We start from the raw sequence: 6618 nt of genomic DNA, 5'->3' as shown, positions 1-6618 counted from the left end.
TGTACGATTAGTAATTATGTTCATAGCAAAGGTTTGGCTATGAAAGAGTTTTAGGCTTAAAGTTGTTTTCTTCTGTAAAATTCGCCAACAGTATCAAAACTGTGCAAGACCTTTAATCTAGTCTCAAAACAGAGATTATTGTGGTCTCAAGCGTTTAGTATTGTGGGTCGCTACAATTAATTATCTCTGGATGCAAACCTGGAGGACGAGCGATCGCCCACTTCAATTAGTGGTTGACTGGAGTTCATCTGTTGCAGCCCTTCTAAAATTCCGGGAACGGTTGAATGCAGCGCTTGGTGAACTGCATCGAGTTGCCTCGGATCTGGCTGATGCGTCCATTCATTCATAAAAAACTTTTTCACCTCGAGCGACAACACGCAAGCTGAACGCGGAAAGTGCTGGTGAATCCATCGTGCAAAGTGTCCACCTGTAAATTTCACGTTCTCGCGCACATCCAGTCGCCGCCCCAGAAAGTCAAATTGACGTAACTCGACCAAGACTCGATCAATTATGGGAAACCAATAAGCGCGATCAAGTGTTTTTGTGCCGAGATTAATCTCAGGATTGTCGTAGGCACAAGCCGCTTGACCATCGCGACAGTGATTGTACGTATGCAAATCCAAAATCACAAAGCGCCCAAACCGATGCTCTAAATCGCGGCACACTTGCCCTAGCTCAGCGTAAAACGAATCGTATTGCGCTAGCGATCGCGCGATCAGCGCTTCAGGTAGCGGTTGATTCCAGACCTGTAGCCCCCACGCCTCTTGCGGCTCTCGATAAATTGCTTTCTCACGTGGACGATTTAGATCGAATTCAAAGCGTGATCGCTGCACGATTAGTCGAGTCTGAGCAATCCCAGTCCATTGGGCAGTAAAGGGATCTTCTTCCCGTCGCCGATTGCTGTGGTCTAAGGCAAGATGGAGTGCCACTTCCTCACGCACCACATAACCATCATGAATAGCTGTCGCAACAACTGGTTGATTCCCGATCGTCCACAGCCAAGGGTGTGATGAATCAATTAGGTAGTACAAATTCGTTACCTTACTCACCCGCACTACTCCACTCTAATATTGTGGATTCAGGTTGATGCAGGAACGATTCCACCTGCGCCTCTAGCCGATCACACGCGGCTCGTACCAGTGCTAATCCATCATCTCTCGTCAGTTTATCCGTATCAGGAGCGAATTGCTCCAAGATCTTGGCTTCAGTCGTCTGATAAAGGTGTTCGGAATCAGCAGTACGAATCGTGGTTCGGAGCCGTTCGAGATAGGCAGATCCATCCGATTGATCTGCAATGACAAATTGCAGCAAAGAATCAAGGTAGGTTTTCACTCCAGTATGCTTCACCCCCTCAGTCGCAGCAGCATATAACAGTTCACCATTGAGATACGTGAATTCTGGCACCACAAGCTGCTGGTCTTGGACTTCAAATGTATGAACTCCAGCAGATGGGCGCACTGTAAGACTTTCTCGCCGCACGCGATCCGCAGCACTGTAGACCAAAGCCGCGATCGATAAAATCACATCGGGATAATTGCCATCAGTTTGACGCAGTTCGATCGTGCCGTGTCCATTTAATCGTACCGGATTCCAAGCTGATTTCAGCAAGCTCCCACCGGATGCGAGAAATTGCGATCGCTCAACTTCTGTGCGATCCAGTGCAGCCAGCCACGCATAGTAGCGCTGGAACTGCTGTTCTACCAACTGCTCTACACTATCGGCATAGGGGTGCAGCGCTCCGACTTCGGGTAAGTGGGTGTAAACGCCTTCCCATCCAAAGGTTTGATTCCCACGATAGTGAACAGTACGCGCCGCTAACCCAAACACTTTGCCTTCGTAAAATGGGCAAGCGCGCGACAGCGCAATGATAGCCGCATCCATTGCCGTTGCTAAATTATACAGATTTACAACTTCAGCCCGTGCTTCGGGTGAAACTTGATAAGACACCCCGACTTGGGGATCGATCGCGCCTTGGGGTAACTCTAGATGCAGATGGGTGCCAATGCATCGACCGGCATCAAGAAAGCGATCATAGCCCACGGTGCGAGCCTGAATGTGATAGTTCGGCTCATCGCGAATCGTCGGAAACAGATGCAGCGGATATTGTGAAAGCGGGTAAAGCCTTAGTTCTAGGTGTTTTGCAGCTAGTAGTAGAATTTGCAGATTTTGCAGATAGAAGTCAGCGAGTTCTGACACTCCATTTGCAGGATCGGTGTTGATCTCGATCATGCTTTTGATGAACTCTGGCGTAAAGTTTTCCGGATTGCGTCCTTGAGTTTGAGCGAGATCGTGACAACCCTGCAATAGCTCATCGGCGCGATCGGTTATAACCCCTTCTGCATCGACAATAAAAAACTCCTGCTCTAGCCCAATTCGGCGATTAACGTTGTTGCTCATAACTTAGACTGTCTACTGAGGGGCTGTCACCGACTGCATGAATGTTTTGGTGCGAGAAGGTTGTCTGGTAGTATGACCGAACTGAATCCCTCAGTACCTCTATCGATTGAAAGAGAGAAAACGCAAAGTGATGGTTTCAAGATAAACAGGTATAGATTGCAGCCTAAGAGAATGTATGAGAAGTATAGAATGTGACTGATGGGTTTGCGGGTTGTGTTGCAAAAAATAGTAGGGTGAAATAATTTTAGAGAAAATCATTTTGCCTGTATCAGATGAATCCCAAAGCCCATTTAAGTAGCGACACTATCAACCAGAAGTCATCCTGGTTTGTGTGCGTTGGGAGCTTGCGATATCCACTCTCTTACAGAAATTTAGAAGCAATGATGACGGAAAGAGGGTTAAATGTTGACCACACAGTAGTGTAGTACAGATGGGTTCAAGTTTACGCTCCGAGCTTAGAGCAAAAATGCCGTCCACACTTACACTCTAACAATGACTCGTGGCGTGTAGATGAAACTTACATTTGGGTTCTATAGGGATGCGGGAGTAGTCATTTTCTGTGATGGTTCGGCTCACAATCATCTAGAGCAACAAGAACAAGACCGAATTGACCGCGACAATCTTAGAGATGCTACTGGGTACTAGGTCCTTACCCTCCGTTATGACGAAGACTGACAAGCTGAGTTAACGAAGCTATCTTCCTGGCTCTAAGCTGAGAAGTGAGCGCACTTACGAGCGCTTCTCCTTGACTTTAACTAAGCTAATGTACATTCAAATCACAATCTTAAAAGCTGTGCAGCAACCTAGTGCTTGGGTCGCCATTGCAATTGCTCCCGCAAGCGTAAGAAAAAGTGACGCGCTATTTTTAGCGCCTCTTGATACTCAGCTTCACTTGTATGCTCCGACCAACCTCGCTTTGTCTGTTCCTTAACAAACCCAAACACCGCCGCGTGAATCAGGGCAGAATTATTAGCGAAATTGGGTTCATGACCTTTATCCAACACTCTTTGGATTGCTTCAGTAAGTAAGGCAACGGGATTTTCTACTAAAGAACGTCCCGAAACTCCATCTCTGACTAAATTGCGCTGCCTGAATATATCGTTTACTAAACCACGCACGAGCGCTCCATAACGTGCCTGCATATCCAGTTTGGCTTTATCAGGACGAGCAACGCGATCACAATGAGGAATATCAACTTCGGAACTTGCAATTTCTGCTTCCAATCCTTTGAGAAACAAGTCATAGGCGGCAGGTGGGAAAGTGTCTTTAAGCCTGACAACACCCACGACAATTTCTCCCGATTCGTCCAGGCTCATACCGCGCTGCTGCAACACGATTTGTTTTTTGTAATCGAGATAGGAGACTAACTTTTGGTCGATCAGGATTTGCCAATCTAAGCCGACGTGCTGAAGAAAGTTAGCATCAGGTATCTCGTTCTGGATGCGGCTAGTCAGCTTAACTTCTATGCCACTTGGGATATCGTTCCAAGCCGGGGTAATTTGCACATTTTTATTGTCAAGTACCGCCTCAACTTTTACTTGGTAGGTTCTAGCACTTCTGATTTCATGCAATGAGGATGCGATCGCAGCTACCTGAGAAGCCCAAGGCAATGCTGGTGTTGATTTGAGTTCACCGCTAGGTAATGGGCGATCTATTTTATTTTCTGTTGCTCTTTCACCATTACCGTTGTAAATGCCATTTTCTGGTTCTGTTGATAAGCTGCCTGTAGAACGCAGTTCATCAATTAGTGAAAACTTGGGGGGCGATGATTCAGGGATTGCAACTGGTACGCGCAGTTCGAGTATGTCTCCTGGTTTAACTTTCAGGGTGTTTGACAATTTCAGTACCGTTTCTCCAGCTTCATAAGCTGCCGTCAACACTGGTCGAATAGGCTGCTCTGTTGGCGTACTTTTGATTGCCTCCGCAACTGCACCTTGTAAAAACTTCTCAAACAGTTCCCGCAGTTCTAAAGCGCTGTGGGTGACAATAACTGCCCAGTTTGGATGATTGAGTTCGGGATATTTTGATGGGGCAAGTTCGGGTACTTTTCGCAAAGCCCTTCCCCATTCTTGTTCGGCTGGGGACATGGACTTAAAGACGCACAAGCAGCAAGAAACGGATATCCACTTATGGTCAAAGCCAACGCCGAGCATTCCGCAGTGGACTATCACCCAATAACCTTCGTTATAGAATTGTTCTAGTAAAGCACTTGCTCTCCCCGCCAAGTCATATTGCTCATGTTCGGAGTGAATTGCTAATACTTTTCCCTCAAGCATCGGAAAATTATCGGTCAATAACTTGGTTACACGATGAACGTGAGGAATATTGAGCGCTCTAACTAACATAGCGTGAGGTTGACCCGTTTTAGAGCGCTTGGAAAGTAATACCTGCACTGCCATATCTAAAACAGGTAGAGAAAAAGAGTCGGCAAATAAAATTTGGCGAAACCAATTTCTTTGAGTCTGGGCTTTGAGAATGAATTGCTCAAGATCGTACTCAACTTCGCACCCATCTTCCGCAATTAAAAAAGCTGTGCTGGTTGCTTCCTTATAAATGAGCTTTTTAATTGGAGATGGAGATAGCCGCCAAGCATCTTGAAGCGTAAATTCGTAATCAGCAATGGGTGCATAGTGGAGTACAGAACGTCCTAGCTCGTCAAGGGTCTCTACTTCCTCGTAGCGCACATTCGGCAACGGTTGACTATCCGAGCGGAACTTTGAACCAGTAAAGTAACATAGCAGCGACTCGGAGAAATAGCTAGAAATTGTCCGGTAGGAATTAGCAGCACTAAAATGAGCTTCATCAATTATTAGTGCGCCTACCTGGGTTGGTTCAATATCTCCTCGCCCTACCAAGTTAAGAACAAACTGACGATTGCCGACCAGCATATCAGCCTCTTGCATTGCAAAGGCATAGCTATTGAAGTCGGTTGCGTCTAATTCCACAATTTGCGGCGGTGGCACACCTGGTAGCAGCACTTCTAGAGAGTAGAGCAACCATTCTTGATATATTGGACGATGCTTTGAATCTGTTGGAAAATCTTTGAGAAAACGCGCGCGGAGGGTACAATTGTCTGACAAAAACAAAGCCTGCTTCCCGGACATCCAGGGTGCAAGTATGTATGGGGCGATCGCTTCGACTAAAGTTTTGCCTGTGCCAACACCTGCTAGGATCAGCGCTGCTTGCCGATAACTACCCTGCAACTCACCTCTACAGGCTTTTTGGTAGATCGCTAATAATGCTTCCACTTGATGCGGATAGAGCTTGGTTTGCCCTGAAGTTATCCGTGTCAACACCAAGTCGTGGTAGTTAAGGAAGTAATTGTCGTTCATGGCTGCTGAGTTTTGTTGGATTTACGACGATTGCAGTTTCTACACAAGGCTTGAGCATTCCAGGCTTCTGTTGAGCCACCTTTTGAATAAGCAGTTGTTAGAGTCGAGGGCTGGTATTATCCAGCGCCCCTCTCTGTTAGATCCGAGCGTGCGACTTTCACTGCACTCGGCTCTCGATTCAATTAGGCAGTGCCTTTTGCTCATGTGCAAATAATCATGGCATGACTCATGTAGAGCCTCCAGATTATTAAATTTCCAGTTGTGGTGGTTTCCATCCTTATGATGCAAGTGAACTCGCTCCTCGGAAGTAGTCTTTAATCCACATCTGGCACATGAATGGTTTTGTCTTTTTAGGACTTTAGAGGTATTACCGTCATAGAGCTTACTGTTACGTTCGCTCCAATAGGTCAAATCGCCGTCATAGGGTGATTTATTCCCTTGGACGTTGCTGTGTTTGTTTTCGGCATAGGGAATTGCTGGAAAAGCTTTGTCTAACAATTTCTTGCTAGAGTAACGATTCTGTTTAGATTCCTTGTTAAATACCTTGAACGCTCTTGTTTCAATGTGAAATAAGGAGTTTCTAGACCCATCCATTTTGCAGTAGCGGTGGTAATTACGCCATCCTCTAACTATTGGTGCAAGCTTTTCGGCTTTCACCTTAGCGCCATAGTTTGAGTTGTTGACGATGTGTTTTACTTTTTTACGGAAGGCTTTAAAATTGTCCACTGAAGGAACGCATCTAAATTTTCCGTTGCTTTGCACTTTGAAGTGGTTGAACTAAGCAATTCTCTCACGAGAACCCCTCGTCTTCAAAACGGTACGTGAAACTTTCGCTTCATACCGCTCCTCTTTTATCTGATTCTTATCATGAATACCTCGATTGAGTGAG

General features: G+C 46.1%; 4 protein-coding genes and 3 pseudogenes. 2 read left to right on the top strand and 5 right to left on the bottom strand.

Annotation, left to right across the window (positions count from 1 at the left end; translation table 11 throughout):
- Nucleotides 1-176: 176 nt before the first annotated feature.
- Nucleotides 177-1049, bottom strand: coding sequence for an N-formylglutamate amidohydrolase (locus ACEW80_RS09535; protein WP_373526344.1), 873 nt, complete (start codon nt 1047-1049; stop codon nt 177-179).
- Entirely contained in the window at nt 1042-2397 is a 1356-nt protein-coding gene (locus tag ACEW80_RS09530; RefSeq protein WP_373526343.1) for a glutamate-cysteine ligase family protein, read from the bottom strand. The genes ACEW80_RS09535 and ACEW80_RS09530 overlap by 8 nt, the downstream gene beginning before the upstream one ends.
- Nucleotides 2398-2716: 319 nt before the next feature.
- Here ACEW80_RS09530 and ACEW80_RS09525 point away from each other — a divergent pair.
- Both ACEW80_RS09525 and ACEW80_RS09520 read left to right on the top strand, forming a co-directional pair.
- Nucleotides 2717-2927 (top strand): annotated as a pseudogene (locus tag ACEW80_RS09525) (IS6 family transposase); the annotation flags it as partial.
- Nucleotides 2908-3042: a hypothetical protein gene (locus tag ACEW80_RS09520; protein ID WP_373526342.1), complete on the top strand. Its 135-nt coding sequence runs from the start codon at nt 2908-2910 to the stop codon at nt 3040-3042. The pseudogene ACEW80_RS09525 and the gene ACEW80_RS09520, both read left to right, overlap by 20 nt.
- Nucleotides 3043-3200: 158 nt before the next feature.
- Here ACEW80_RS09520 and ACEW80_RS09515 read toward each other — a convergent pair whose 3' ends face one another.
- The 3 genes and pseudogenes from ACEW80_RS09515 to ACEW80_RS09505 all read right to left on the bottom strand — a co-directional run.
- A complete protein-coding gene (locus tag ACEW80_RS09515) occupies nt 3201-5729 on the bottom strand; it encodes a DEAD/DEAH box helicase (RefSeq protein WP_373526341.1) in 2529 nt (842 codons plus the stop codon).
- A pseudogene (locus ACEW80_RS09510) lies at nt 5726-5809 on the bottom strand (HNH endonuclease); the annotation flags it as partial. The pseudogene ACEW80_RS09510 and the gene ACEW80_RS09515, both read right to left, overlap by 4 nt.
- A gap of 115 nt (nt 5810-5924) precedes the next feature.
- Nucleotides 5925-6500 (bottom strand): annotated as a pseudogene (locus ACEW80_RS09505) (group II intron reverse transcriptase); the annotation flags it as partial.
- Nucleotides 6501-6618 lie beyond the last annotated feature (118 nt).

It is taken from the genome of Nostoc sp., from assembly GCF_041747015.1.
Lineage (GTDB): Bacteria > Cyanobacteriota > Cyanobacteriia > Cyanobacteriales > Nostocaceae > Nostoc.
This window is presented reverse-complemented; position numbering and strand designations above follow the sequence as displayed.